The organism is Microbacterium aurantiacum (genome assembly GCF_002872075.1).
Classification (GTDB): Bacteria; Actinomycetota; Actinomycetes; order Actinomycetales; family Microbacteriaceae; genus Microbacterium; species Microbacterium aurantiacum_A.
On record NZ_PGGU01000014.1, the window covers coordinates 15022 to 39135 of the forward strand.

A 24114-nucleotide genomic window follows, 5' to 3' on the forward strand; every position below is an offset into this window, starting at 1 on the left:
TGCTCAGCGGCATCCGCAAATCAGGAGCGTCATCGAGACGCGCGTGCCTCCAGCGGCGCGGCGAAGAACTCCCGCTCGTGGCGGGCGGACGCTTCGAATGCGCGGAGCATGCGAGCGCGGGCATCGGGGTCCACCCCGGCGGCGGTGCTCGCGACGTAGCCGATCGCCCGATCGTTGGCCTCCTCGAACACGGGATCCGCATAGGTCGCCAGCCACGAGGCGTAGGGATGCTCGGGATCACGGGCGTATGCGCCGAAATGCCCCGCGTGCAGGCGCCTGCCGAGATCGGTGTAGAGCCAGAAGCACGGCAGGATCGCGGCGACGAGTTCGGCGTAGTCTCCGCCGAAGGCGACCGAGCGCAGGTGATCGAGATATGCCGTGGTGGCGGGCTCCGCCTGCGCCGCGAACGTCGACGTGCCGACACCCGTTCCCGGAGACAGCCAGGAGGCGTGCAGCTCCAGCTCGCCGACGATGGCGCCGTGCGCGGAGTGCGCCCAGAAAGCCTGCTCCTCGGAGGTCGGTGCGAGCCGGGCGGCCTCGGCGAGTACGCGGGCATACTCGCGCAGATACAGCGCATCCTGCCCCAGGTAGAACAGGAACGGCTGCTCTGCGAGGGTTCCGTCGGCGAGTGCGCGGATGAACGGCAGCGCGTCGATCTCGGCCCGGATGCCGGCGATCCGCTCCCACCACTCGCCGACGATGTCCTCGGGTGCCGGTGCGGTCTCGGTGCCGCCTCGACGCCAGAGGCCGGCGAAGTGGCTGACCGGCCCGTGCCCGCTGCCGACGTCGAGGCCGTCGCCCTCGCGGAGGGATTCACGCAGCCAGGCACGGGATGCGGCCACCGCCGTCGGCCAGTCATCGCCGTGTGCACGTCGCGTGGCGAGTGCCGAGGACAGCGAGCAGCCGGTGCCGTGGGTGTTCCTGGTCGCGATCCGAACCCCGTCGAACTCGTGGACGGCGCCGCCGGGCTCGACGAGGGCGTCGGGTGCCTCCTCCCCCGGAAGATGTCCGCCCTTGACGAGTACCGCCGCGTCGGTCTCATCCGCCAGCGCCGCCGCCGCGGTGAGCGCATCGGACCAGTCGGCGATCTCCCGGCGGGCGAGCACACCGAGTTCGAGGAGATTCGGCGTGATCAGATGGGCCCGGCCGAAAAGCAGGCGCAGCGCATCCTCCGCATCCGCATCCAGCAGCCGGTCCCCGCTCGTGGCGACCATCACCGGGTCGATGACCACGATCGGCGGATGCACCGCGGCGAGCCACGCCAGCACGGCGTGGATGACCTCCGCGTTCGCGAGCATGCCGATCTTGACCGCATCGATCTCGATGTCATCGGAGAGGGCGTCCAGCTGTGCGCGGAGGAACGATGCCGGAGGCACGTGCACCGCACGGACGCCCCGGGTGTTCTGCGCGGTGAGAGCGGTGAGAGCCGCCATGCCGTAGCCGCCGTTCGCGGCGATCGACTTCAGGTCGGCCTGGACGCCGGCGCCGCCGGATGGATCGCTGCCCGCGATGCTGAGCACCCGGGGCACGCTCGATGGACGCAGAAGATCGCTCATGCGACATCCCTTCGCTAGTACGAACTAGATCAGGTTCGACGGGTCTGTTCTCAGCCGCGGATGCGGCACCCCGTGTCACTTCTTGCAGTCTACGTGGCGAGTTCGTCGAGGCCGGCGAGGACGGGAGTCGGCCATGTCGGCTCGGGGCGCCAGCGCACCCACTCCCGGTCGAACGGCCAGTCGCCGTCGTGGAACGATGCGATCGCGGCATCCGCGTGGCGTTCGATCTGTGCCGCCTGTTCCCCCGTGAGGCGGCCCTGCTCGATGCTGGCGGCCAGTTCGTCCTACTCGCGCAGTGTCGCCCCGAACCGCTCCGCCGCCAGCGCGACGCCCGCGAGCTTCGCCTCGGTCGCCTCCGCCGCCGTGAGCGTGCGATCGTCCGCGCGGAAGCGCAGCGCGAAGGTCAGGCTCTTCGACCCCTCGGGCACGCCCTCGCCACGGTAGTCGTCGACGAGGCGCAGCGACTCGAGCAGAGTTCCAGCGCCTTCCACGAGCACAGCGCGCAGCTCGGCGGCGCTGACGGCGAGAGGGACGACGAGCGAGACATCCTGGGTCGCCGCCGGGAACGTCGAGAGTGACGCGGCGACCACACGGTTGCCCGCGAGGGTGAGGATGCGGTCGAGGTCGACCTCGAGCACGGTCGCCCGACCCGGCAGGTCCGCGCCCTCGGCGACGACCGGATGCAGTTCGCCGACGTACCCGACCTCCACGCCGTTCAGCAGCAGTGAGCCGGTGCGGCCGGGGTGCAGGGCGGCACGCTCAGCCTGCACCACGTCGATCTCGACGCCGGCGGCCGCAGCGATCACGCGCACGGCGTCGAGCGCTTCGGCGAGGCCGGCTGCTTCGGCAGGGCGGCCGGGCTGGCGGGCGACGATGTTGCCGGTGAGCAGGACCGCGACATGACGATGCTGCGGCGGGATCGAGGCGTTCAGCACTGCGAGCGTCTCTTCGGAGGGACGCTCACCCAGCGGGGGCACCGTGTCGGTGCCGTACGTCACCCCGGGCTCGGGAAGGAACACCACGCCGGTCTCGAACAGAGCGAGATCGGTGAGGCCGCGCGAGATGTTGCGATGCGCGATCTGCAGCAGACCGGGGATCAGCGACCGGCGCAGGTGCGGTGCCTGCCCGTCGAGCGGGTTCGCCAGCCGGATGCTCGGGAGGTGCTCCCCCGACGCCGATCCGTGCAGATCGTTCTGGGCCTCGGTCGTGAAGGGGAAGGCAGGCGTCTCGACGAACCCGGCGGCGGCCAGGGCATCGGCGACACGGCGACGGCCCTGTTGCACAGGCGTGAGTCCGCGGCCGGACGGCGGCGTCGGGAGCACCGACGGGATGCGATCGAGTCCGTGGATCCGCGCGACTTCCTCGGCGAGCGTCCACTTGTCGGTGAGATCCGGCCGCCAGCTGGGCGGAATGACCTGCCATCCGGGCGTCCCTGAAACGGTCGAGGCACCGACGGCCGTGACATCGGCGCCGATCGTGGTCAGGGCACCGGTGATCTCATCGTCGGTGTAGTCGACGCCGATGAGCCCCTGCACGAAGCCCTCGGGCAGTTCGATGCCCTCGATGAAGACCTCGGCGAACAGAGCACCGCCTTCTTCGGTGAGCGTGCCGCCTGCGAGTTCCACCATGAGGTCGGCGACGCGCCGCGCGGCCACGAACGGCAGCAGCGGGTCGACACCGCGCTCGAAGCGCTTGGACGCCTCGCTGGGCAGCTTGTGCCGCCGCGCGGTGCGGGCGATCGCGATCGGATCGAATGCCGCGGCCTCGATCAGCACGTTGCGGGTGCCGTCGCTCATCTCGGTGGTGCCGCCGCCCATCACGCCGGCGAGCCCGATCGGGCCGGACTCGTCCGTGATGAGGAGGTCCTCGACGTGCAGGGAGCGCACCTGCCCGTCGAGCGTCTCGAGCTTCTCGCCCGGGGTCGCCCGGCGCACGGTGATGCCGCCGGACAGCTTGTCGAGGTCGTAGCCGTGCACGGGGTTGCCGAGCTCGAGCATGACGTAGTTCGTGATGTCGATGAGGATGCCGAGCGAGCGCATCCCGGCGAGCGACAGCCGTGCGATCATCCATGGCGGAGTCGGTCGCGACGGGTCGACGCCGCGGACGACGCGTGCGACGAACTCGCTCGCCCCGACGCGGCCCCGGATGGGCGCCTGATCGTCGACCGAGATCGGGAACCCGTCCCCCGGTGCGAGCTCGGCGAAGTCGCGCTCGGCCGGGTCGCGGAAGGCCGCGCCCGTCGCGTGCGAGTACTCCCGGGCGACGCCGCGCAGCGAGAATGCATAACCACGGTCGGGCGTGACGTTGATCTCGACCGCGACATCATCGAGACCGAGCAGGCTGATCGCGTCGGCGCCGACGGGAGCGTCGATGCCGAGGTCCGCGAGCACGAGAATGCCGTCGTGCTCATCGCCGAGGCCGAGCTCGCGCGCCGAGGCGATCATGCCGTCGGAGACGTGGCCGTAGGTCTTGCGCGCGGCGATCGGGAACGGGCCGGGCAGGACGGCGCCCGGGAGCGTCACCACGACCTTGTCTCCGGCGACGAAGTTGTGCGCGCCGCAGACGATCCCGCGAATCCCGCCGTTGGCCTGGCCGACATCGACCTGGCACCAGTTGATGGTCTTGCCGTTCGACTGAGGCTCTGGATCGAGGGACACGACCTGCCCGACGACGACGGGGCCGGTGATGTCGAAGCGGTGCACGTCCTCCTCTTCGAACCCGACGCGCACCAGCGCGGCGAGGACATCCTCCGGCGTGGCATCCGCTGCCACATCCACGTACTCACGCAACCACGAAAGCGGGACGCGCATCACACCACCATCCCGAACTGCTCGCTGAAGCGCACATCGCCCTCGGCCATGTCGCGCATGTCCTGCACATCACTGCGGAACATCAGTCCGCGTTCGATCCCCATGCCGAAGGCGAAGCCGCTGTAGACCTCTGGATCGATCCCGGCCGCACGCAGCACGTTCGGGTTGATCATTCCGCATCCGCCCCACTCGATCCAGCGCGCGCCGCCCTTGAAGGTCGGGTGCCAGAGGTCGAGTTCGGCGGAGGGCTCGGTGAACGGGAAGTAGTTCGTGCGGAAGCGCGTCGTGGCCTCGGGCCCGAACAGGAGCTTCGCGAAGTGGTCGAGGGTGCCCTTGAGATGCGCCATCGTGATGCCCTTGTCGACGACCAGACCCTCGAACTGGGTGAACACCGGAAGGTGCGTCGCGTCGAACTCGTCCGTGCGGTACACGCGACCGGGGCAAAGCACATAGATCGGAACCTCGCGGTCGAGCATCGACCGCACCTGCACGGGGCTCGTGTGCGTGCGCATGACGAGATGGCGATCGGCAGGGTCGACGAAGAAGGTGTCCTGCATCTGGCGCGCGGGATGATCGACGTCGAAGTTCAGTGCGTCGAAGTTGAACCACTCGTGCTCGAGTTCCGGTCCCTCTGCGATCTCCCATCCCATGCCGACGAAGATGTCGGACACCTGGTCCTGCAGGAGGGTGAGCGGATGCCGTGCACCGACGTGGGTGCGTGAGGCGATCGCCGTGATGTCGACCCGCTCCGACTCGAGACGAGAGGCGACCTCGGCTTCGGCGAGCTCGGCCTCCTTCGCGGCGAGGGCCTGCGTCACCTGACCGCGGCCCTGACCGACGAGCTTGCCGAAAGCGGCCTTGTTCTCGGGGGCGACCTGACGCATCGACGCATTGAGGACCGCCAGCGGCGAGCCCTCGGCGACGTGCGCTGCCCTGGCCGCCTTCAGCTCGGTCGTACTGGCTGTGGCACGGATCGCATCAAGCGCCGCGGCGACGGCGGCTTCGACCGCTTCTGGGGTGATCTCGGGAGACTCAGACACGAGAGTCGAGTCTACCGGGGACCGCATCGGGTCCTGCGCGCGCCAGGAGGCGCACGTCAGCGCGGCCTCAGAGCGGTCCGTACATGGGCGTGCCGCGTTCCGGCTTCCAGGACAGGCGATCCTCCTCGAGCCGGGCACGCAGCAGGACATCGGTCCTGGCGCGACGCCGGAACGCCTCGCGGCCGCGCCCGAGAACCGCGGAGGGCACGACGAACGCGGAGACGAGAAGCAGGAGGTATGCCACGTTCACGATGATCAGGCCGAAGACCCCGCCGGTGCGGAACGTGGCCACGACCATCAGCGCCGTGACAGGGAGGTAGATCACCAGAGCAGCGATGACGCCGTCGCGGAGCCGGGCCGGCCCCCGCACGCTGCGGAGGCGCCCGGTGTCCGGAAGCCGGTGTCCCACCCGGAGGAGGAAGATCATGCAGAGGCCCGCGAACAGGAATCCGCCGCCGATGAGCGGGACGCTCGAGATCCGGCCGGTGACGAGGAGGAGCGCGAGGCCGACGACCCCCGTGGAGAGGCCGACGCTGACGCCGGCGGCCCACGCGCCGATCCTCGCAGCCTGCGTGTCGGCGAGAGCCCGCAGTCGCGTCGGGGCCTCCGCCGGATGAAGGGCGGCGAGGTCTTCCGAGAGCCACCCGTCGAGGTCACGACTCGTCGCGGAAGGGTACGGTGAAACGGTCTCGATGGTGGTCATGGCAGTCAGGTTGACGCGGGCGCGTTCACGCCCCTGTACTGGTGCCGTCGAACTTTCCTGCGCCTCGCTGCAGAGCGATCAGCTCCGTGTTCGTGCCGTCTTCATGCAGGCGAGGGTCGGCCCCGGGCGCCTCCACGATTCCACGCACCTTGGGCGAGCGCCGCGTACGGACCTCCACCCACTTCGCGATCCCGGAGAGGATGAGGCACATGATGATGTAGATGCCGCCGATGACGAACGCCGACTGCAGGATCGGACGACCCTGCTGCGAGGTGAGCTGCTTGGCGTAGTACAGCAGTTCGGGGTAGGTGATGATGAAGCCGAGCGCGGTGTCCTTCATCGTCACGACGAGCTGTGCCACGATCACCGGGAGCATCGCGCGGATCGCCTGCGGGAACAGGATCAGCCGCATCACGCCGCTTTTGCGGAGGCCGACCGCGTAACCGGCCTCCTTCTGCCCTCGCGGGAGCGACTCGACGCCGGCGCGGAGCACTTCGGCGAGCACGGAGCCGTTGTACACCATGAGCGCGAGGACGACGGCCCAGTACGGATCCATCTTCACGCCGACGACCGGCAGGCCGTAGTAGAGCAGCATCATGAAGACCAGCACCGGCACGGCGCGGAACAGTTCGGTGATCACCGTGACCGGGATGCGCACCCAGGCGTGATCGGAGAGCCGGCCGATGGCGAGCACGAAGCCGAGCACGATGCTGAGCACCGCGGCGAGGGCGAAGGCGGCGAGGGTGTTCCCGAGCGCCTTCCCGATGCCCATCCAGACGTTGGAGAACGTGAAGACGAACCACTTCTGCTCCGAGAACTGACCGGTGACGAGCATCCGGTAGACCACGAAACCGAGGGCCGCGAGCACCACGAGGATCGTCACGATGGCGAGGATGCGGTTGCGAGCGATCGCCCGGGGGCCGGGGACGTCGTAGAGCACGGAAGTCATCGCGCGATCCTCCATCGGTTCTCGAGATAGCGCTGCAGGCCGCTCATCACCATGACCAGCGCCACGAAGACGACAGCGACCCAGAGCAGGACCTCCATCGGGTTGCCGGGGCGGTCGGGGGCGTCGTTGATCGTCGACCGGAGCGCGGCGAGCTCGGCGATCGAGAAGCCGGCGGCGACCGTGGTGTTCTTCAGAAGAGCGATGAACACGCTCATCATCGGCGGCACGACGGAGCGGAAGGCCTGCGGGAGGATGACGGAGGTCATCACCTGACCGAAGGGAAGGCCGATGGCCCGGGCGGCCTCGGCCTGACCTACCGGGACCGTGTTGATGCCGGCGCGCAGCACCTCTGCCACGTAGGTCGCGGTGTAGACGCCGATCGCCAGGATGCCGAGCACGGTGTTCGACAGGTTCGGCAGCCCGAGTTGCGGGTAGCCGAATACGAAGAAGAAGAAGACCAGGGTCAGCGGGGTGTTGCGTACGAGGTTGACGTACACCGTGCCCACGCTGCGCGCGATCGGGACCGGCGAGACGCGCATCGCCCCGACGATGATGCCCAGCACGAGCGCGATGATCCCGCCGATGAAGAAGACGAGCAGCGTGTTGCCGATCGCCTCTCCCCACAGGTCGAGGTTGCCGAAGATGACGTCCACGCCACCCTGCCCTTCTTCAAGCTGTACGGGGCGGCCTCCTGGAGAGGAGGCCGCCCCCGGTCAGATCAGTACGCGTCGACCTCGGGCTGCTCGACCTCGATGCCGGAGTCGCCGAGGTTCGCATCGAAGATCGCCTGCCAGATCTCGCCGCCGTCCGTGAACAGCTCGTTGATGTGCGCGCGCATCACGTCGTCGCCCTTGGTGAGGCCGACGCCGTAGCGCTCCTCTGTGAAGAGCGGGCCGGTGACCTTGACGTCATCAGGGTACTGGGCGGCGTAGCCGATCAGGATCGCCTGGTCGGTGGTCACCGCGTCGACCTTGCCGTCGATGAGGTCCTGGACGCAGGCGGAGTACAGGTCGTACTCCTGCGTCTTGATCTCGGGGAAGTTCGCCTTGATGTTCTGGATCGGCGTGGAGCCGGTCGCGGAGCAGACGGTCTTGCCGTTGAAGTCCTCGAGCTTGTCCGCCTCATCGGCGTCCGCCGCGACGAGCAGACCCTGACCGGTGATGAAGTACGGGCCGGCGAAGTCGATCAGCTCCTTGCGCTTGTCGTTGATCGAGTAGGTGCCGACGTAGTAGTCGATGTCGCCGTTGGTGATGGCCTGCTCGCGGTTGGCGGAGGCGATCGGCTTGAACTCGATCTTGTCCTCGTCGTAGCCGAGCGAGGCCGCGATCCAGCGTGCGATGTCGATGTCGAAGCCGGTGCGCTCCCCCGACGTCACGTCGAGGTAGCCGAGACCGGGCTGGTCCTCCTTGACGCCGACGATGACCTTGTCGCGCGCGGTGATCGCGTCGAACGTGGGGCTGCCCTCGAGCGCCACGTCTTCTGCGACCGTGAACCAGGCCGAGTCCTCGGCGGGCTCTTCGGCGTCGCCGCCCGGGTTCGTCGGTGTGCCGCTGTTGCAGGCGGTCAGCGCCAGCAGCGATGCTGCTGCGATGCCGATGCCCGCCAGTGTCCGTGTGCGTCGCATGTGCGTCTCCTTCGTGTGCTGTGAATGCAGGGGCAGAAAAGTTCAGTGGGTGAGGAGCTTGGACAGGAAGTCCTTGGCGCGGTCGCTCTTCGGGTTCGTGAAGAACTCCTCGGGCGTCGCCTCCTCGACGATGCGGCCGTCGGCCATGAAGACGACCCGGTCGGCGGCCTTGCGCGCGAAGCCCATCTCGTGGGTGACGACGATCATCGTCATCCCCTCGTGCGCGAGCCCGACCATGACGTCGAGGACCTCGTTGATCATCTCGGGGTCGAGCGCGCTGGTCGGCTCGTCGAAGAGCATCACCTTGGGCCGCATCGCGAGGGCCCTGGCGATCGCGACGCGCTGCTGCTGACCGCCGGAGAGCTGAGCGGGCAGCTTCGACGCCTGCTTCGCCACGCCGACGCGTTCGAGCAGCGCCATGGCCTCCTTGTCGGCATCCGCCTTCTTCAGGCCCCGGACCTTGATCGGCCCGAGCGTCACGTTCTCGAGGATCGTGAGGTGCGCGAAGAGGTTGAACGACTGGAACACCATGCCGACGTCGGCGCGAAGGTTGGCGAGGCCCTTGCCCTCGGCGGGCAGTGCCTTGCCATCGATGCTGATCGTGCCGCTGGTGATCGTCTCCAGCCGGTTGATCGTGCGGCACAGCGTCGACTTGCCCGAACCGGACGGGCCGATGACCACGACGACCTCGCCCGAATTGACGGTCAGATCGATGTCGGTCAGAGCCTGGAAATCGCCGTAGTGCTTCTGGACGTTGTCCACCACCACCAGGGGGGTACCGCCTGTTCGCGGCGCGCCATTGCTTTGTGCCATGCCCCCCACCCTAGGAGTAGACGCCGACGCAGACGAGAGCAACGCGATGTGGTTACACAGTTGTAACCGCGCGGGCCCCGGCGTCGGCCCGCGGGCGGCCCGTCAGAGGGACGCTGCGGCGCGCTGCGAGAAGGCGCTCTCGTACAGGCAGACGCTGGCGGCCGTCGCCAGGTTCAGCGACTCGGCACGGCCGAAGATCGGCAGCCTGAGCACCCGATCGGCGAGCGACAGCGCGCTGTCTTCCAGGCCATGCGCCTCGTTCCCGAACAGCCAGGCGGTCGGTTCGGCGAGCAGTCCCTCGGAGCGTGCCTGCAGGAGGTCGTCGCCCTTCACATCAGCGGCCAGGACGCGCAGGCCGGCGGCGTGTGCGCGCTTGATCACGTCCGACAGCTCGCCGCCCACGGAGACGGGCAGATGGAACAGCGACCCGGTGGTGGCGCGGACCACCTTCGGGTTGTAGGGGTCGACCGTGCGGCCGGTGAGCACGACGGCGTCGGCGCCTGCGGCATCCGCTGCCCTGATGATCGTGCCGAGGTTGCCGGGGTCCCGCACCTCCTCGCAGATCGCGACCAGGCGAGGCGACGCGGCGAAGATCTCCCGCACCGAGGTCGGGGTCTGGCGCACGACGGCGACGAGTCCCTGCGGGGTGACGGTGTCGGCCATCGCGTTGAGGACGTATTCGGTGACGTACTCGACCACCACGTCGTTCTGCGCGGCGGAGGCGCGGATGTCCGGATGCTTGTCCCAGCCGGTCGGAGTCGCGAAAAGGTCGACGATCGAATCGGGTCGGTAGGTGAGCGCCTCACGGACGGCCTGAGGGCCTTCGAGAAGGAACAGACCGGTCTCGGTGCGCGCACTGCGCTTGGTCAGTTTCGCGACGGCACGGACTCGGGGGGAGCGGGGGTTCTCCAGCACCTTCTCAGTCTAGAGAGTCCCCCGGCTCACGCGGAGACACTCTCGACGCCAGAGGGCGCCCTCCCGAAGGAGAGCGCCCTCTGATCTGAGCTGCTCACGCAGCCGAAGAAGCTGCTTACGCGGCCGACTTCGGTGCGTTGACGTCGGAAGGCAGAGCCTTCTTGGCCGTCTCGATGAGAGACGTGAACGTCGCTGCATCGTTGACCGCGAGGTCGGCGAGCATACGACGGTCGACCGTGACGCCCGCAAGGCCGAGGCCCTGGATGAAACGGTTGTAGGTCATGCCGTTCTGGCGTGCAGCGGCGTTGATGCGCTGGATCCACAGGCGGCGGAAGTCGCCCTTGCGCTTGCGACGATCCCGGTACGAGTAGACCAGGGAGTGGATGACCTGTTCCTTGGCCTTGCGGTACAGGCGCGAACGCTGACCGCGGTAGCCGGAGGCGCGCTCGAGGATGACGCGACGCTTCTTGTGGGCGTTTACCGCCCGCTTTACTCTTGCCATGACTTCTTCCTATTCCTGCGTTCGGGCGCGTCAGCGACCGAGAAGCTTCTTCGCGACCTTGGTGTCGGCCTTCGAGAGCACCTGGTCCTGGTTCAGACGACGGGTGCGACGGCTCGACTTGTGCTCGAGGTTGTGACGCATCCCGGCCTGCTGCTTCTTCAGCTTGCCGCTGCCGGTGATCTTGAAGCGCTTCTTAGCACCCGAGTGGGTCTTCTGCTTCGGCATCTTCTCTTCCTTCGTATGGCGCCCTCTCGGGCGACGTTGTCAACCCGCGTTGCGGGAGTTCTGTGGGCGGGTGTTACTCCGCAGCAGCCTCGGCCGGAGCATCCGTCTCGCTCTTGGCTTCACGGGCAGCCTGCTTGTTCGCGGCGCGCTGAGCGTCGCGGACGGCGTTCTGCTCCTGCTTGGCCTCGGACTTGCTCTTGAGCGGCGCGACCACCATCACCATGTTGCGACCGTCGATCGTCGGGTTCGACTCGACGGTGCCGAACTCGGCGACGTCTTCGGCGAACTTGCGCAGCAGACGCACACCCTGCTCGGGACGCGACTGCTCACGACCGCGGAACAGGATCATGGCCTTGACCTTGTCGCCCGTCTTGAGGAAGCCCTCGGCGCGCTTGAGCTTGGTCGTGTAGTCGTGCGCCTCGATCTTCAGACGGAAGCGGACCTCTTTGAGGATCGTGTTCGCCTGGTTGCGGCGCGCTTCCTTCTCCTTCTGGGCGGCCTCGTACTTGAACTTGCCGTAGTCCATGATCTTGACCACTGGCGGCTTCGAGTTGGGGGCGACCTCGACGAGGTCGAGATCGGCTTCCTGCGCAAGGCGCAACGCGGCCTCGATGCGGACGACGCCGATCTGCTCACCCGCGGGACCGACGAGGCGGACCTCGGGGACGCGGATGCGCTCATTGGTGCGGGGATCGCTGATAGGTGCTCCTTAGACGATGTGATCCGGCCTCCGCGATGCTTTCTGCATCACGGGCGAATTCAGAATCGTCCCCACCCGCCGACATTCAGATGCCGGCTTCGCACCCTGACCATCGGACAGTTCCTCAACGGATCTGGCCGAACAACCGGACGGAGCCGGCGGAGTGCTGGACCCGGTAGCCTGGAACGGCAAGCGCGGGTGGGAAGTGAATCCTCTTTCGTACCGGAGCATTACGCTCCGGAGCCCGACAAAGTCTAACAGAAGGCAAGGCGAAGTGACGACTCAGGGTCAGGACCAGGCAGATCGCGAGCGCGAAGAGCGCTGGGCACGGCAGGAGGAGGCAGCGTCTTCCGCCACCAGGGACATCGCCGACGTCCCCGCTGTCGAGGTGATCACGACGGCCGCCGTCCACCTGATGAGCGCCGCTGCCGTGAAGGTCGGCCTCGCACACGACCCCGACGCCGAGATCGACCTCGACGAGGCGCGCAAGCTCATCAACGCCCTCGCCGGGCTCATCACCGCCGGCGCGCCGGAGATCAGCGACATGCACGCGCGTTCGCTGCGCGACGGCCTCCGCTCGCTGCAGCTCGCGTTCCGCGAAGCATCCGTCATCCCCGACCCGATCGGCAAGGGACCCGGCGAGAAGTGGACAGGGCCGGTCAACTAGCTCCTGCCCCGGCGTTCGAGGCTGTCAGGCGCTGCGACGGAGTTTGACCGTGAGCGAGTCGGCGAGGACGGCGATGCGATCATCGGATGCCCAGCGCTGCGCCAGCCGCGTGAGCACGGCGTCGAGCACCTCTCGCTCGAGGCCGTCGACGAGATCGAGGATCACGATGAGTTCGGGGCCGCGCAGACGCGCATCCGGATCGCCGGCGGCGACGGCCACGTCGATCACGGCGAGCTCATGTGCGACGCTCTGCTGGAGCGCCTCGAAGACCTCGGGCGAGAGGAAGCTCGGCTCCCACGCGTGGCCCTGAGCGATCGCCCACACAGCCGGACGGCGGATGACGAACTCGGTGTCCGACGTGGGGTCGAGCACGATGAGGTCGGTGTCCTCGGCGGATGCGGCCAGGGCCGCCCGCACCGCCTCGACCGGGATCGGCCGCGCCGTGGCATCCCACTTCGACATCGCCTCGACCGAGGAGAACACCGGTTGCACTCGGCGGCCATCGGGGGCCGCCACGGTCACGATGGAGAGTTCCTGCGTCTTGTCGACCGTCAATCCGTTCGGGGCGATGCCCTCCTCGCCCTTCTCGGCGACAAGCGGGATCAGGACGCGCGCAGTGCGGAAGGCATCGACGACCTCGGCCTGACTCCCCTGGCCCGCCCGGAATCGCAGCAGGGCGTCGAGCAGCGCCGGGTCGGCTGAGCCGTCGTCCGCGGAGTGCGGGTTGGCTTCGAAGCTGCGCCCCTCCCACGGGACGCCGGCCGAATCGCCGGCCGCGCCTGAGCCGTGGCGGTGGGCGTCGTCAGTCCCCTGCGACATCCAGCGCCTCGGCCAGCGTGAACGCGCCGGCATAGAGGGCCTTGCCGACGATGGCGCCCTCGACGCCGAGCGGCACCAGTTCGCGCAGCGCTGCGATGTCATCGAGGCTGGAGATTCCTCCGGAGGCGACGACGGGCTTCGGAGTGCGCGCGGTCACCTCGCGGAGCAGATCGATGTTCGGCCCGCGCAGAGTGCCGTCCTTGGTGACGTCGGTGACGACGTAGCGGCTGCAGCCGGCCTCCTCGAGGCGATCGAGGACCTCCCAGAGGTCACCGCCCTCCTTGGTCCATCCGCGAGCCGCGAGCGTCGTGCCGCGCACGTCGAGGCCGACCGCGATCGCCTCGCCGTAGCGGCCGATGACGTCCGCAGCCCACTCGGGGTTCTCCAGCGCGGCGGTGCCCAGGTTGATGCGCGACGCGCCGCTCTCGAGAGCGGCTTCCAGCGTCGCGTCGTCACGGATGCCGCCGGAGAGCTCGACGTTCACGTTGCGGAACTGCTTGATCACCTTGCGCAGGATCGGCGCGTTGCTGCCGCGGCCGAACGCTGCGTCGAGATCGACCAGGTGGATCCACTTGGCCCCCTGTGCGACCCACTCCCCCGCGGCGTCGAGCGGGTCGCCGTAGTTGGTCTCGGTACCGGCTTCGCCCTGCGTCAGACGGACGGCCTTGCCGCCGGCGACGTCGACGGCCGGGAGCAGTGTGAGAGTGGGAGTTGACGCGAAGTCGTTCATGTCTTCCTCAGCTGGAATCGAGCGGCCGATTCATCGGCACGAGAATCGACACTAGTCCGCCTCCCGGAGCGGTTCAAATGGGGCGATACGGATCGACACAGGGTGAGAGGGTAGCCTCGGTTGCATCCGAGTTCGATTCGGGGAGGGCGATGAACATGGCGAACGATTCAGATCTGCGTGGAGTCGGACCACTCCGCAGGGGCAACCCGGAACTCGCGAACAAGCCCGATCAGCTCTCCGCCGAACCCGCACCCGCCGGCTTCGCCTCCGAAGACGCCGGGCCCTCGAGTCTCTTCGACACCGCCGCCGCACCGATCACCGCCGGCGAGGTCCCGCGCGTCGCGGAGCCCGCGCCCGCGCCCTCGGTTTCGGCGCCCCTGACTGTCGCTGCAGAGCCGCAGCCCGAAGCCCCCGCCGAACCCGCTCCGTCGCGCCGCAAGCAGCGCGACCGGGGCGAGCGGCCGTCGTTCCTGCATCAGGAGCGGCGTGAGGAGCCGGCACGCCGCGGCACGCGAGGCGCCCTCAACCGGCTCGGGTTCTCTCTCCGCCCGAGCGCCTCCGAGCAGGCGATCCGAGACGACGAGCATGCCGTCAGCCAGCACTGGCCCGGTCCCCGGACCGTCGCCGTCGTGAACGGCAAGGGCGGTGCGGGCAAGACGCCGACCACTGTTCTCCTCTCGGCGGTCTTCGCCCAGTACGGCGGCGCCGGCGTCCTGGCGTGGGACAACAACCAGACCCGCGGCACCCTCGGCTGGCGCACCGAGACCGGCCCGCACGATCGCACCCTCCTCGAACTCCTGCCGGAGACCGAACGTCTTCTCGGCGCGCGCGGCCAGTCGGCCGACCTCGCCCACTTCGTGCACCATCAGCCGCGTGAGAAGTACGACGTCCTGCGCTCGAAGCCGATCCGGCTCGCGCACGAGAACCGCCTGAGCCCCGCCGACGTCGATGCGATCCACGCGGTGGCGGCGAAGTTCTACCGGCTGATCATCATCGATTCCGGCAACGACGAGTCCGACCCGATGTGGCTGCGCATGATCGACCGCGCCGATCAGATCGTCGTGGCGACGACCACCCGCGATGACCACGCCGAAGCAGGAGCACTTCTGCTGGAGGCCCTCGAGGAACGCGACGCGCGGTCGGCGGCGCTGGCCCGTCAGTCGGTCGTCGTGGTGACGCAGGCCGACCCCAAGGCGTCGCAGGCCGACGTCGATCAGATCGTCGACGGATACGGCTCGCTGGCCCGGGAAGTCGTGACCATCCCGTTCGACCGGGGGATCGTGGACGGAGCACTCAAGCTGGGTTCCCTGGATCCCGTCACGAAGCGCGCCTGGCTTTCGGCAGCCGCCGCCGTGGCACGGGGACTCTGACACGAGCCCCGGCCCGCGGCCGGGGAGGCAGCGGTCAGGCGAGTGAGCGCACCCAGTTGCGCAGCAGCCGGATGCCGGCCTCGCCGGACTTCTCCGGGTGGAACTGCGTCGCCGAGAGCGGTCCGTTCTCCACCGCGGCGAGGAACGGGTCGCCGTAGGTCGTCCAGGTGAGCACGGGCTGCGGGAACGGCGGGATGACGTCGAGTTCCCACGTCTGCGCCGCGTAGGAGTGCACGAAGTAGAAGCGCTCGTCTTCGATGCCGTCGAACAGCACGCTGCCCGCGTCAGGCGCAACGGTGTTCCAGCCCATGTGCGGCAGCACCGGGGCATTGAGCGCGGTGACGGCTCCCGGCCATTCGCCGAGGCCCTCGGAATCGTGCCCACGCTCGACGCCGTGCTCGAAGAGCACCTGCATCCCCACGCAGATCCCGAGCACCGGCCGGCCTCCGGCGAGGCGGCGGTCGATGATCTCATCACCGCCGTGCGCACGCAGGGCATCGCGGACGGCTGCGAAGGCGCCGACGCCGGGGACGACGAGACCGTCCGCCTCCAGCGCCTCCGTGCGATCACCGGTGAGGACGGCGTCCGCACCCGCGGCGACGAGGGCCTTCACGGCGGAGTGCACGTTGCCCGACTCGTAGTCGAAGACCGCGATGCGAGGCGTGCGGGTCACAGTGCGCCCTTGGTCGAGGGGATGCCGTCGACGAGGGGGTCGAGCGACTTCGCCTGGCGGAACGCGCGCGCGAACGCCTTGTACTCCGCTTCGGCGATGTGGTGCGGGTCGCGCCCGCCGAGGACACGGATGTGCACGGTGAGGCCCGCACCGAAGGTGATCGCCTCGAAGGAGTGCCGCACCAGCGACCCGGTGAAGTGGCCGCCGATGAGGTGGTGCTCGAAACCGGCGGGCTCTCCGTCGTGCACGAGATACGGACGACCGCTGATGTCGACGACGGCCTGAGCGAGCGCCTCGTCGAGCGGGACGAGCGCGTCGCCGTAACGCGAGATGCCGGACTTGTCGCCGAGCGCTTCGGCGATCGCCTGACCCAGCACGATGGAGACGTCCTCCACGGTGTGGTGCGCGTCGATGTTCGTGTCACCGGAGGCCCGCACGGTCAGATCGGTGAGCGAGTGCTTCGCGAACGCCGTGAGCATGTGGTCGAAGAACGGCACGGAGGTGTCGATGCGGCTGGCGCCGGTGCCGTCGAGGTTCAGTTCCAGCTCGACGGTGGACTCCGACGTGCTGCGGACGCGGCTGGCGATGCGGGGGGCGCTCATGAGGCTGATTCTATCGAGGCGAGGGCGTCGAGGAACGCCGTCGTCTCGGCCTCGGTGCCGGCGGTGACCCGCAGGTGCCCGGGGATGCCGACGTCGCGGATGAGCACGCCGCGGTCGTACAGACGCTGCCAGATCCGCTTCGGGTCCGCGACCCCGCCGAACAGCACGAAGTTCGACCACGACTCGTGCGGCGCGTAGCCCAGCGCTTCCAGCGTCGCGGTGATGCGATCACGCTGTTCGACGATCTCGTCGACCATGCGCAGCATGATCCCGGAGTTGCGCAGCGCGGCGACGGCCGCCGCCTGAGTGAGCGCGCTCAGGTGATACGGCAGCCGCACCAGGCGCAGCGCGTCGATGAAGGCCGGATCCGCCGCGAGATAGCCGACGCGCGCCCCCGCGAAGGCGAACGCCTTGCTCATGGTGCGGGACACGGCCAGACGCGGGCGCCCGTCGAGCAGGGTCAGGGCGGATGCCGCATCCTTCGGCGCGAACTCCTGATAGGCCTCGTCGACGACGACGACGCCGCGAGCCGCCTCGTACACCGCCTCGATGACGTCGAGACCGAGCGGCGTGCCTGTGGGATTGTTCGGCGAGCAGAGCAGGATGACGTCGGGATCGGCCTGCTCGACCTGCGCGACCGCCTCCTCCGGCGTGATCGTGTAGTCGGGCTCGCGCACGCCGGCGATCCACAGCGCGCCTGTCCCCTGCGCGATCAGCGGGTACATGGAGTAGGTCGGCGCGAAACCGAACACGGTGCGCCCGGGGCCGGCGAACGCCTGGAGGATGTGCTGCAGCACCTCGTTCGAGCCATTGCCCGCCCAGATCTGGTCTGCCTCCAGGCCGTGACCGAGGTACTCCGCGAACCCCTCACGCAGCGTGGTGAACTCGCGGTCGGGGTATCGGTTCACGTCGCGCAGCGCCACGGCGATGTCATCGAGGATGTCGCTCGCCACGTCGTCAGGGACGGGATGGGTGTTCTCGTTGACGTTGAGGGCGATCGGAAGCGGTGCCTGCGGTGCGCCGTACGGGGTGAGCCCGCGAAGATCGTCGCGCAGCGGCAGGTCGTCGAGAGAGGCGGTCATCCATCCCATGCTAGAACGACGCGGCGCTCGTCGCTCGCCCGGTGACGTCAGGTTTCTCGGAATCAGTCCGAGAACTGCGCCGGGATCGAGATCTCCTGACCGATCTGGAGAACTCCGCCCTGCAGCAGGTTGAGCCGCGAGATCTCTCCGATGACGTCGCGCGGGTCGACGTCGGGGGCGACCTCACCGGCGATCGACCAGAGCGTGTCACCGGGCATGACCGTGACCGTCTCGAAGGTGGCTGTGGCCACGCTCTCGCCCGAGGCGAGGGCGCTGCCGCCGCTGATCACGGCGACGCCGATGCCGACGGCGAGCGGCAGTGCCGCGAGGGCGAGGAGAACACGACGACCGCGAACCGTCAGCCGAAGCCGAGTCGCCGGACGTGCCGGGAGGACTGCCGCGTTGCTGAAGGTGATGGTGCTCATCCTGTGCTCCTCTGTGCTCTCGCCCCGGCATGCGGGGGAAGTTGGCGTAGCGTTCGCATTCTCGACTCGGCCGGGAGCCGTGAATACGAAGCTACGTACCGAAGATATATTCGAGTTCGAACATCTGTCAAGCGTTCTTCGAAATCGGCTACGAGAATCGGGCGACACGCTCGAACAGATCTTCCACATCGGGCCGATTCTCGGATACGGTTTCGATAGGAACACCCCACCACGGGCCACCGACATTCGAAGAGCGGCGTCGGATTCGCCTACCGAAGGAGCACCATGAGCGAGAACTCAGCCCCCGAGTCAGAGGCACCGCGGACGCGCCGTCGGAAGAGCCTCAGCCCGAAGCAGATGGCGATCCTCGAGGTCATCCAGACGTCGATCGCCAGCCACGGCTACCCGCCGAGCATGCGCGAGATCGGTGATGCCGTCGGCCTCAAGTCGCTCTCGAGCGTCACCCATCAGCTCGGTCAGCTCGAACTCAGCGGCTATCTGCGCCGCGACCCCGGCAAGACCCGCGCGATGGAGGTTCTCATCGACCTGCCGGGCCAGAGCGGAGAGAACCCGGCGGATTCGGCGACGCCGGTGGGCGACGCGGCGATGGTGCCGCTGGTCGGTCGGATCGCCGCCGGGGTGCCGATCACCGCCGACCAGCAGGTCGAGGAGATCTTCCCGCTCCCCCGTCAGCTCGTCGGCAAGGGCGATCTGTTCATGCTCAAGGTGTCCGGTGAATCGATGATCGATGCCGCCATCTGCGACGGCGACTGGGTCGTCATCCGTTCGCAGAACAGCGCGGAGAACGGCGAGATCGTCGCCGCGATGCTCGACGGCGAGGCGACGGTGAAGACGTTCCGCCAGCGCGACGGTCACACCTGGCTGCTCCCCCGCAACTCCTCGTTCGAGCCGATCCTCGGCGACGAGGCCACCGTGCTCGGCAAGGTGGTCGCCGTGCTGCGCGCCGTCTGAGCATCCGCCCGCCTTCACGACGAAGAGCGCCCATTCCCTCCGGAATGGGCGCTCTTGCGTTGTCTACGTCAGGCCGTGACGTTGACGTCTTCGCGCACGCGCCGAGTGGCTTCGACGATGTTCCGCAGCGACTCGGTCGTCTCGGCGTATCCGCGGGTCTTCAGACCGCAGTCCGGGTTGACCCAGAGCTGACGCGTCGGGATCTCGGCGACCGCACGGCGCAGCAGCGCCTCGATCTCGGAGGTGCTCGGGACGCGCGGCGAGTGGATGTCGTAGACACCCGGTCCGATCCCGTGGTCGAAGCCGACCGCGGCGATGTCGGTGACGACGTCCATGCGGCTGCGTGCCGCCTCGATCGAGGTCACATCGGCGTCGAGCGCACGGATCGCGTCGATCACGACGCCGAACTCCGAGTAACACAGGTGCGTGTGGATCTGCGTGCCCGCGGCCGCGCCACCCGTGGAGAGGCGGAAAGAAGCCACCGACCAGTCGAGGTACGCCGGCTGGTCCGCCTGCTTCAGGGGAAGCAGCTCGCGCAGCGCGGGCTCGTCGACCTGGATGATCTCGATGCCGGCGGTCTCGAGGTCGGTGATCTCGTCACGCAGCGCCAGGGCGACCTGGTTCGCTGTCTCGCCCAGCGGCTGGTCGTCGCGCACGAACGACCACGCCAGGATCGTGACGGGCCCGGTGAGCATGCCCTTCATGTGCTTCACGGTCAGCGACTGGGCGTACGAGGACCAGTCGACCGTGATCGGAGCAGGACGCGAGACATCGCCCCAGAGGATCGACGGGCGGGTCGCACGCGAGCCGTAGGACTGCACCCAGCCGTTCTCGGTGACCGCGAAGCCGTCGAGGTTCTCGGCGAAGTACTGCACCATGTCGTTGCGCTCCGGCTCGCCGTGCACCAGCACGTCGAGTCCGAGCTCCTCCTGCAGCGAGACGACGCTGTCGATCTCGCGACGGAGGAAGTCCTCGTAGTCCTCCTGCGGGAGTTCCCCGCGTCCGAACTGCGCGCGCGCCCGGCGGATGTCGCCGGTCTGCGGGAACGAGCCGATCGTGGTGAGCGGCAGGGCGGGCAGACCCAGCGCCTCCTGTGCGGTCTCGCGCTCCTCGTAGCTGACCCGCGAGAAGTCGGCGTCGACGAGCCCGCGCTGACGCACGAGGCCGTCACGGACTCCGGGCGCGCTCAGGCGGTCCTCGAGAGCGGCGGACGCCTCAGCCAGCTCGGCCTCGATCGCCTGGCGACCCTGGCCGAGGCCACGGGCGAGAGCGACGACCTGCTCGACCTTCTGATCGGCGAACGCGAGCCAGGAGACCAGGCGCGCGTCGAGCTTGGTCTCCTCGGAGACGTCGTGCGGCACATGCAGCAGCGACGTCGACGTGGATGCCGCCACGGCGCCCGCTCCGAGCCCGCGCAGGGCCTCGAGCTTGTCGTAGGCCGCCGCGAGGTCGCCGCGCCAGATGTTGTGGCCGTCGATGACGCCGCCGACGAGGGTCTTGCCCTCGAGACCGGGGGCCGCCGCGGGCACACCGCCGCGGACGAGGTCGATCGCGATCGCCTCGACGGGTGCGGCGGCGATCACCGGGAACACCTCGCCGAGCTCGGCGTAGGGCGCGGCCACGAGGATCGACGGGCGATCGATCGCGCCACCGAGCACCGCGAGCGCACGGGCGGCGGCATCCGACAGCTGTGCGACCGACGCGGGAAGCGATTCGCTGACCAGCGCGGGCTCGTCGATCTGCACCCACTCGGCTCCCGCGGCCTTGAGGCGCGCGATGAGGTCGACGTAGACGGGCAGCAGGTCGTCGAGACGGGTCAGCGGGTCGAAGCCCTCCGGCGCGTCATCCGATGCCTTAGCGAGTGCCAGCAGCGTCACGGGACCCACGACCACCGGGCGGGTGACGAAGCCGGCAGCGACGCCCTCGGCCACCTCGCGCACGAGGCGATCGCTGGAGAGCGAGAAGACCGTCTCCGGCCCGATCTCGGGCACCAGGTAGTGGTAGTTCGAGTCGAACCACTTCGTCATCTCGAGCGCTGCGCGCTCCCCCTCGCCACGGGCGATGGTGAAGTACGCGGCCAGGCCGATCGTACCGTCCTCGGCGCGCAAGTCCTCGAAACGCGTCGGGATCGCCCCGACCGTGACGGCGGCGTCGTGCACCTGGTCGTAGTACGAGAACGACTCGGGGATCGCGGAGTCGGTGCGCCCCAGGCCGAGTGACGCGAGCCGCTCACGCGTCGTCGCCCGCAGCTCTGCGGAGGTGCGCTCGAGCTCCTGCTCGTCGATGCGGCCGGCCCAGAACGCCTCGACGGCCTTCTTCAGTTCGCGGCGGCGCCCGATGCGGGGGTAGCCGAGGATGGTTCCCTCGGGGAATGCGGTCATGGTCTTTCCTTTCGGCGGGGTCTAATGGCGCAGGGCCGGAAGGATGCCGGCTTCTGCGAGAACGGTGAGTACGGTGTCGTGCTGGTTGAAGGCGTAGAGGTGCACGCCGGGGGCGCCCCCTGCGACGACCTCACGGGCGAGGCGCGCCGCCCATTCGATGCCGATCTCGCGGCGGCCTTCCGGTGTCGGCTCGACCTCGAGGGCGATGGCGAGCTCGCTGGGGAGATCCTCCCCGGTGAGCTCGAGCACACGGGTGAGACGCACGTGCGAGGTGATGGGCATGATGCCGGGCAGGATCGGGATCGTGACGCCGGCGCTCCGCGCCCGCTCGACGAAGGCGAGATAGTCGTCGGGGTGGAAGAAGAGCTGAGTGATCGCGAAGGTCGCCCCTGCGGCCTGCTTGGCGAGCAGCGCCTCGACGTCCTGCGTACGGTGCGTGGCTCGCGGGTGCCCCTTCGGGAACGCGGCGACGGCGATGTTGACCTTGCGCCGAGGGTCGACCCTGGCGGCTCCCGGGAATCCGGGAACCGGCGACTCCTCATAGGGCGCGCGCTCCGCCTGCACGCGATCGATCAGTTGCACCAGCTGCGCCGCGCTCTCCAAATCGCCCAGGAACGCCTCCGTCTGGCCCTCCGGCGGGTCGCCGCGGAGTGCGAGGAAGCTGAGGATGCCGGCATCCAGGAACTCCCGGATGAGCCGGGCCGCGCCCGCGTAGGTGTTGCCGACGCACGTGAGGTGCGCGAGAGGTTCGACGTCGGTATGGGCGCGGATGTAGCGGAGGACGTCGAGGGATCGTCCACCGGTGGAGCCGCCGGCGCCGTAGGTGACCGAGAGGAACTCGGGACCCGCGGCGGCGAGCTGGCGCACCGTCTCGTGCAGTGCCTCTTCGCTCGACTCCGAGCGCGGCGGATAGAGCTCGAAGGAGAACGGCACACGAGTGGTGCCGGGGGTGATTTCCTCGGGCATCTTCTCTCCTGAGTGGCAGACGGACGGGGCAGCCGCGCACGACGGAACAGGCCTGTCGTTCGCGGGCGGGTGCCGGGCTCGGCTGTCGCACCACGCTCGGGGCGAACCGGGCGTTTCCAGCAACGTAGAACAGCCGACCCGGTCTGCGCACGCACCACGACATACGACGTCACACTGCCGACCTAAGCTCGATGCATGGCGACTCCCTACGGCTCCTGGTCTTCCCCGTTCTCGGCGGCAGCTGTCGCGGCATCCGCTCCGCGCATCGACGGCGCCCTCTTCGTTGGCGGCGAGATCTGGTGGGGCGAGTCGGTCCCCGCAGAGGGCGGCCGCGTCACCGTCCGCAGTTCCTCCGGCCGCGAGTTGCTGCCTGCTCCGTGGAACGCGCGCTCCCGCGTGCACGAGTACGGCGGCGGGGCCTGGACGGCGGATGCCGATGGCACGCTCTACTTCGTCGATTCCGGCGACCAGCGCGTGCGGCGGATCGTGCCCGGTGGGGAGCCGGAGCCGCTGACCGCCGCAGGACCGCGCTACGGCGGGCTGAGCCTGCAGGGCGGGCGGCTGCTGGCCGTGCGCGAAGATCTGCGATCCGATCCGCACCTGCGGGCGATCGTCGAGATCCCGCTCGACGGTGCTGCCGCCGCCGATGAAGACGCGGTGCGCGTGCTCGGCCAAGGTCCCGGTTTCTTCGCCCACCCCGCACTCTCCCCCGACGGATCACGGATCGCCTGGGTCGGATGGAGCGCGGAGCGGATGCCGTGGGAGCACGCCACCCTCACCATCTCCGCGCTCGACGGCGGCGCTCGCGTCGACGTGCCCACGAGAGCCGCCCTGCAGCCGGAGTGGGTGAGCGAATCCGAGCTGCTCTTCGCAGACGACCCGGCCGGGCGGTGGGGACTGCACCGGATCACCCTCGACGGAACGACTCTCCGGAGCGGGCCGGATCCGATCGCCACGGCGGACGCCGACACCGGCTACGGACTCTGGGTGCTCGGCAACCGCTGGTACCGGTTCCTGCCCGACGGCCGGATCGTCGCTGTGCGCACGAACGGGCGCGACGAGGTCGTGGTCATCGCCCCTGACGGCGGCGTACGCCGGCTGGATGTGCCGGCCGACGCCCACGTCAGCGTCGATGACGTCTCCGGATCGCGCGTGCTCCTCTCCGGCGGCGGGTCCGGCACCGAAGCGGGGCTGTGGTGCGCTGACGTCGACTCGGGGGAGGTCGTCGCCGTCCGTGGCGGACGAGTCCTCGACGCCGAGTGGATGCCGCCGGCCCGTGCGGTCTCGTTCGACGGACCGAACGGCCCGGTGCACGCCTTCGACTATGCGCCGGCGAATCCTGATGCGTCTGCCGCGCCCGGTGAACTGCCGCCGTACATCGTGCTCGTGCACGGCGGACCGACCGCGCACGCGTCGGGCGCCGCATCCGCCGCCATCGCCTTCTACACGAGCCGCGGAATCGGCGTGCTGGACGTCAACTACGGCGGCTCCACGGGGTACGGACGTGCCTACCGGGAACGGCTGAACGGGGCATGGGGCGTCTCCGACGTCGACGACGTGCTGGCCGCGGCACGCGGACTGGCAGACGCC

The 24114-nt window shown here is 68.9% G+C and carries 24 protein-coding genes and 1 riboswitch; of the genes, 4 read left to right on the forward strand and 20 right to left on the reverse strand.

Annotation, left to right across the window (positions count from 1 at the left end; all coding sequences use genetic code 11):
* Positions 1-29: 29 nt before the first annotated feature.
* From CUR96_RS09625 to infC, 12 genes are all read right to left on the reverse strand, one after another.
* A complete protein-coding gene (locus CUR96_RS09625) occupies positions 30-1556 on the reverse strand; it encodes a bifunctional hydroxymethylpyrimidine kinase/phosphomethylpyrimidine kinase (RefSeq protein ID WP_102193100.1) in 1527 nt (508 codons plus the stop codon).
* Positions 1546-1639, reverse strand: a riboswitch (TPP riboswitch). (Overlaps the previous gene by 11 nt.)
* A 201-nt stretch (positions 1640-1840) precedes the next feature.
* Complete coding sequence (gene pheT / locus CUR96_RS09630; protein WP_102193101.1) at positions 1841-4366, reverse strand: phenylalanine--tRNA ligase subunit beta; 2526 nt, start codon at positions 4364-4366, stop codon at positions 1841-1843.
* Positions 4366-5406 carry a phenylalanine--tRNA ligase subunit alpha gene (gene pheS, locus CUR96_RS09635; protein ID WP_102193102.1) on the reverse strand — a complete coding sequence of 347 codons (1041 nt, stop codon included), beginning with the start codon at positions 5404-5406 and terminating at the stop codon, positions 4366-4368. The genes pheT and pheS overlap by 1 nt, the downstream gene beginning before the upstream one ends.
* A gap of 67 nt (positions 5407-5473) precedes the next feature.
* Complete coding sequence (locus CUR96_RS09640) at positions 5474-6109, reverse strand: hypothetical protein (protein WP_102193103.1); 636 nt, start codon at positions 6107-6109, stop codon at positions 5474-5476.
* 25 nt (positions 6110-6134) lie between these two features.
* Positions 6135-7058 carry an amino acid ABC transporter permease gene (locus tag CUR96_RS09645; protein ID WP_102193194.1) on the reverse strand — a complete coding sequence of 308 codons (924 nt, stop codon included), beginning with the start codon at positions 7056-7058 and terminating at the stop codon, positions 6135-6137.
* Positions 7055-7711: an amino acid ABC transporter permease gene (locus CUR96_RS09650; protein ID WP_102193104.1), complete on the reverse strand. Its 657-nt coding sequence runs from the start codon at positions 7709-7711 to the stop codon at positions 7055-7057. The genes CUR96_RS09645 and CUR96_RS09650 overlap by 4 nt, the downstream gene beginning before the upstream one ends.
* A gap of 65 nt (positions 7712-7776) precedes the next feature.
* On the reverse strand, positions 7777-8682 hold the full coding sequence (locus CUR96_RS09655; RefSeq protein WP_102193105.1) for a glutamate ABC transporter substrate-binding protein: 906 nt from the start codon (positions 8680-8682) through the stop codon (positions 7777-7779).
* A 42-nt stretch (positions 8683-8724) separates the two neighbouring features.
* The gene (locus tag CUR96_RS09660) at positions 8725-9495 is read right to left on the reverse strand and encodes an ATP-binding cassette domain-containing protein (protein ID WP_102193106.1); all 771 of its coding nucleotides are present in this window, start codon (positions 9493-9495) and stop codon (positions 8725-8727) included.
* Between the two features lie 102 nt (positions 9496-9597).
* Positions 9598-10410, reverse strand: coding sequence for a TrmH family RNA methyltransferase (locus CUR96_RS09665; RefSeq protein WP_102193107.1), 813 nt, complete (start codon positions 10408-10410; stop codon positions 9598-9600).
* A gap of 115 nt (positions 10411-10525) precedes the next feature.
* Complete coding sequence (gene rplT, locus CUR96_RS09670) at positions 10526-10912, reverse strand: 50S ribosomal protein L20 (protein ID WP_102193108.1); 387 nt, start codon at positions 10910-10912, stop codon at positions 10526-10528.
* Positions 10913-10942: 30 nt separating this feature from the next.
* A complete protein-coding gene (rpmI, locus tag CUR96_RS09675) occupies positions 10943-11137 on the reverse strand; it encodes a 50S ribosomal protein L35 (protein WP_017828564.1) in 195 nt (64 codons plus the stop codon).
* Between the two features lie 73 nt (positions 11138-11210).
* A complete protein-coding gene (gene infC / locus CUR96_RS09680; protein WP_102193109.1) occupies positions 11211-11837 on the reverse strand; it encodes a translation initiation factor IF-3 in 627 nt (208 codons plus the stop codon).
* A 274-nt stretch (positions 11838-12111) separates the two neighbouring features.
* Here infC and CUR96_RS09685 point away from each other — a divergent pair, with 274 nt between their 5' ends.
* On the forward strand, positions 12112-12504 hold the full coding sequence (locus tag CUR96_RS09685) for a DUF1844 domain-containing protein (protein WP_102193110.1): 393 nt from the start codon (positions 12112-12114) through the stop codon (positions 12502-12504).
* 24 nt (positions 12505-12528) lie between these two features.
* Here the strand turns inward: CUR96_RS09685 and CUR96_RS09690 are convergent, their stop codons facing one another.
* Both CUR96_RS09690 and priA read right to left on the reverse strand, forming a co-directional pair.
* Positions 12529-13323 (reverse strand): SseB family protein, encoded by a 795-nt coding sequence (locus CUR96_RS09690; RefSeq protein WP_102193111.1) that lies wholly within the window; start codon positions 13321-13323, stop codon positions 12529-12531.
* The gene (gene priA / locus CUR96_RS09695; protein ID WP_102193112.1) at positions 13307-14053 is read right to left on the reverse strand and encodes a bifunctional 1-(5-phosphoribosyl)-5-((5-phosphoribosylamino)methylideneamino)imidazole-4-carboxamide isomerase/phosphoribosylanthranilate isomerase PriA; all 747 of its coding nucleotides are present in this window, start codon (positions 14051-14053) and stop codon (positions 13307-13309) included. The genes CUR96_RS09690 and priA overlap by 17 nt, the downstream gene beginning before the upstream one ends.
* 155 nt (positions 14054-14208) lie before the next feature.
* On the opposite strand from priA, the gene CUR96_RS09700 reads away from it, so the two are divergent.
* Positions 14209-15423 (forward strand): AAA family ATPase, encoded by a 1215-nt coding sequence (locus tag CUR96_RS09700; protein WP_245861167.1) that lies wholly within the window; start codon positions 14209-14211, stop codon positions 15421-15423.
* Between the two features lie 34 nt (positions 15424-15457).
* On the opposite strand, the gene hisH is transcribed toward CUR96_RS09700, so the two are convergent.
* The 4 genes from hisH to CUR96_RS09720 all read right to left on the reverse strand — a co-directional run bounded on the left by hisH (position 15458) and on the right by CUR96_RS09720 (position 18205).
* Complete coding sequence (gene hisH, locus CUR96_RS09705; RefSeq protein WP_102193113.1) at positions 15458-16096, reverse strand: imidazole glycerol phosphate synthase subunit HisH; 639 nt, start codon at positions 16094-16096, stop codon at positions 15458-15460.
* Positions 16093-16698, reverse strand: coding sequence for an imidazoleglycerol-phosphate dehydratase HisB (gene hisB / locus CUR96_RS09710; protein WP_102193114.1), 606 nt, complete (start codon positions 16696-16698; stop codon positions 16093-16095). Before hisB ends, hisH begins: the two co-directional genes overlap by 4 nt.
* Positions 16695-17780, reverse strand: a complete 1086-nt coding sequence (locus CUR96_RS09715; protein WP_102193195.1) for a histidinol-phosphate transaminase — start codon at positions 17778-17780, stop codon at positions 16695-16697. The genes hisB and CUR96_RS09715 overlap by 4 nt, the downstream gene beginning before the upstream one ends.
* A 62-nt stretch (positions 17781-17842) precedes the next feature.
* Positions 17843-18205: a LysM peptidoglycan-binding domain-containing protein gene (locus CUR96_RS09720; RefSeq protein ID WP_102193115.1), complete on the reverse strand. Its 363-nt coding sequence runs from the start codon at positions 18203-18205 to the stop codon at positions 17843-17845.
* A 285-nt stretch (positions 18206-18490) separates the two neighbouring features.
* On the opposite strand from CUR96_RS09720, the gene lexA reads away from it, so the two are divergent.
* Positions 18491-19177 carry a transcriptional repressor LexA gene (gene lexA, locus CUR96_RS09725; RefSeq protein ID WP_102193116.1) on the forward strand — a complete coding sequence of 229 codons (687 nt, stop codon included), beginning with the start codon at positions 18491-18493 and terminating at the stop codon, positions 19175-19177.
* Between the two features lie 68 nt (positions 19178-19245).
* On the opposite strand, the gene metE is transcribed toward lexA, so the two are convergent.
* Entirely contained in the window at positions 19246-21558 is a 2313-nt protein-coding gene (gene metE, locus CUR96_RS09730) for a 5-methyltetrahydropteroyltriglutamate--homocysteine S-methyltransferase (protein ID WP_102193117.1), read from the reverse strand.
* A gap of 21 nt (positions 21559-21579) precedes the next feature.
* Entirely contained in the window at positions 21580-22524 is a 945-nt protein-coding gene (locus tag CUR96_RS09735) for a methylenetetrahydrofolate reductase (RefSeq protein ID WP_102193118.1), read from the reverse strand.
* A 195-nt stretch (positions 22525-22719) separates the two neighbouring features.
* On the opposite strand from CUR96_RS09735, the gene CUR96_RS09740 reads away from it, so the two are divergent.
* A partial coding sequence (locus CUR96_RS09740; protein WP_245861168.1) for a prolyl oligopeptidase family serine peptidase occupies positions 22720-24114 on the forward strand: 1395 nt, incomplete at its 3' end.

Coding starts and splice junctions, on each gene's coding strand:
- CUR96_RS09625 (WP_102193100.1), bottom strand. CDS start 1,556: ATGAGCGATCTTCTGCGTCCATCGAGCGTGCCCCGGGTGCTCAGCATC.
- pheT (WP_102193101.1), bottom strand. CDS start 4,366: ATGCGCGTCCCGCTTTCGTGGTTGCGTGAGTACGTGGATGTGGCAGCG.
- CUR96_RS09640 (WP_102193103.1), bottom strand. CDS start 6,109: ATGACCACCATCGAGACCGTTTCACCGTACCCTTCCGCGACGAGTCGT.
- CUR96_RS09645 (WP_102193194.1), bottom strand. CDS start 7,058: ATGACTTCCGTGCTCTACGACGTCCCCGGCCCCCGGGCGATCGCTCGC.
- CUR96_RS09655 (WP_102193105.1), bottom strand. CDS start 8,682: ATGCGACGCACACGGACACTGGCGGGCATCGGCATCGCAGCAGCATCG.
- CUR96_RS09660 (WP_102193106.1), bottom strand. CDS start 9,495: ATGGCACAAAGCAATGGCGCGCCGCGAACAGGCGGTACCCCCCTGGTG.
- rplT (WP_102193108.1), bottom strand. CDS start 10,912: ATGGCAAGAGTAAAGCGGGCGGTAAACGCCCACAAGAAGCGTCGCGTC.
- rpmI (WP_017828564.1), bottom strand. CDS start 11,137: ATGCCGAAGCAGAAGACCCACTCGGGTGCTAAGAAGCGCTTCAAGATC.
- CUR96_RS09690 (WP_102193111.1), bottom strand. CDS start 13,323: ATGTCGCAGGGGACTGACGACGCCCACCGCCACGGCTCAGGCGCGGCC.
- priA (WP_102193112.1), bottom strand. CDS start 14,053: ATGAACGACTTCGCGTCAACTCCCACTCTCACACTGCTCCCGGCCGTC.
- CUR96_RS09700 (WP_245861167.1), top strand. CDS start 14,209: ATGGCGAACGATTCAGATCTGCGTGGAGTCGGACCACTCCGCAGGGGC.
- hisB (WP_102193114.1), bottom strand. CDS start 16,698: ATGAGCGCCCCCCGCATCGCCAGCCGCGTCCGCAGCACGTCGGAGTCC.
- CUR96_RS09715 (WP_102193195.1), bottom strand. CDS start 17,780: ATGACCGCCTCTCTCGACGACCTGCCGCTGCGCGACGATCTTCGCGGG.
- CUR96_RS09720 (WP_102193115.1), bottom strand. CDS start 18,205: ATGAGCACCATCACCTTCAGCAACGCGGCAGTCCTCCCGGCACGTCCG.
- lexA (WP_102193116.1), top strand. CDS start 18,491: ATGAGCGAGAACTCAGCCCCCGAGTCAGAGGCACCGCGGACGCGCCGT.
- metE (WP_102193117.1), bottom strand. CDS start 21,558: ATGACCGCATTCCCCGAGGGAACCATCCTCGGCTACCCCCGCATCGGG.
- CUR96_RS09735 (WP_102193118.1), bottom strand. CDS start 22,524: ATGCCCGAGGAAATCACCCCCGGCACCACTCGTGTGCCGTTCTCCTTC.